This window comes from Fusibacter sp., assembly GCF_057447755.1.
The window spans coordinates 1-1,675 of sequence record NZ_JBVBZF010000506.1 but is presented as its reverse complement, the minus strand read 5'-3'; the positions used below and the strand labels follow the sequence as shown (position 1 = coordinate 1,675).

The window sequence follows — 1,675 nt, the reverse complement described above, 5'->3', positions numbered from 1 at the left end:
TTCTGACGTTTCAAATTGTTTCATAGTGAAATAAGCTTCATAATCTTTACCATTGGAATTAAAATGTGCTTTAAAGCCAACCGTCCTATAAGCTACACCCGATGACACAATAGGGGTATCGGTGGTGAATTTAAAGGTGTTTGTTGATTTATCATATGGATTTACTTCTTCAACACCTTCTGTGAAATCCGATGGTATTAAAAGATTAATCAAAAGGACAAGTATTAAGAAAATACTGAGTTTCTTTTTCATAGGTTATTGACTCCTTAGTTCAAAGGGTTAACTGGAATGTAATCGGTAATGTAATAGTTCACACCATAATTAGGTTTGCTGTGGTCCCAATTGTTGTTGATGTTTTCAAGAAAATCTCCAAGTAGTATTTCACAGTCAATGTAATACCACTGGTCAACATCAAGTTTTACAATACCTTCTGCATCTTCAAAATGAGTTTGATAAACCTCTGCCTTTTGGCTTGGTGATTTAAAGGTAAAATACAAACGACCTCTTAATCTATCCGTCCAGTTAGAAGCTCTATAGAAAAGAGAAGAATCCGTTACAAATTCGCTTTCCATGACAAGCTGATTAGTCTTAATGTTATTTAAGAGTTCTTCAATGCGATTTTTTTTGCCGTTATTTGTGGCAGAAACCCATTGTAGGTCTTTCTTATAGGCGTCTAGATCGTCTCTGTAGTCAAAGTTATAAAAGGTTTTCATGGCTTTAATGCCAATATCAATCATAGAATCCACATACTCTTTCTTCGCTTCGTAGGTGTCGTATCCCGCACCGTACCATTTTTTACTGATATAATCCTCATAGTAATAATAATCTTCAAGTGACGATGTGAATACATTGTTTGTATGCTGTCTAAGTTCATCAAGGACCTTTTCACGGTCAATCACAGGTTTGCCATTTTCAAATTTCATTTGGACCGCATCTTGACTGACTACAGGTTCAACCAATACCTTCCATGCAGATACACCATTCTTAACATCGGTAGGGTTTGCTCTTTTCTCTTTATCAAGCACTCTCTCAATAACAACACAAGATGCCCCCCTGGTCATTACACCTTTAGGGTCAAAGTGATTGGCATTGCCAGTAAATACGCCTTTTTGAAGCATTGAATAAACGCTATCCTTGTAGGCATCAGTAATTTGGTCGTTGTCGAAAATCACTTGATCGAGAACACCAGTGTAATATTGATCATATTTGATGCCCTCTTTTATCTGCAAGGCTCTGTAAAGGATGGTTGCAGATTGTTCTCTTGATATCTCGCTCATGGCATTTGTCATAGGCTCACCACTTTTAACAAGTCCAAGTTCTAAGGCTTTTTTCATAATTGGCATATCCCATGTTTCACCCACATTTGCACTTTGAACAGTCTCGTTCATGGCTTTAAGGGTCAATGATAAAAATTCAGCATTACTGATTGACTTATCAGGCTTAAAAGTACCATCAGGATAACCCGAAATCACACCTTGATTGACAAGTGAGGTTACAAAGGGTTCTGACCAATGACCTGTAATATCTGTAATATTTGTTGCAAAATTTAATGATGAAAAAAGTGTAAATGTTAATATTCCAGTTGTTAAGATTTTAGTTAATTTCATGTTTAGAAACCCCCTTCGGTAAAAATGAATAATCAACGTTATTCTGTGTTTTTTTAGGTTTGCATTTA

At 35.9% G+C, this 1,675-nt stretch carries 2 protein-coding genes; both read right to left on the bottom strand.

What is annotated here, in order from left to right:
* On the bottom strand, positions 1 to 252 hold a 252-nt coding region (locus AC220I_RS22180), incomplete at its 3' end, for a hypothetical protein (RefSeq protein ID WP_486726046.1).
* A gap of 14 nt (positions 253 to 266) precedes the next feature.
* Complete coding sequence (locus AC220I_RS22175; RefSeq protein ID WP_486726045.1) at positions 267 to 1,607, bottom strand: S-layer homology domain-containing protein; 1,341 nt, start codon at positions 1,605 to 1,607, stop codon at positions 267 to 269.
* Positions 1,608 to 1,675: the final 68 nt, after the last annotated feature.

Excerpts from the sequence above, each read along its gene's own strand:
- AC220I_RS22175 (WP_486726045.1), bottom strand. The coding sequence starts at position 1,607 with ATGAAATTAACTAAAATCTTAACAACTGGAATATTAACATTTACACTT.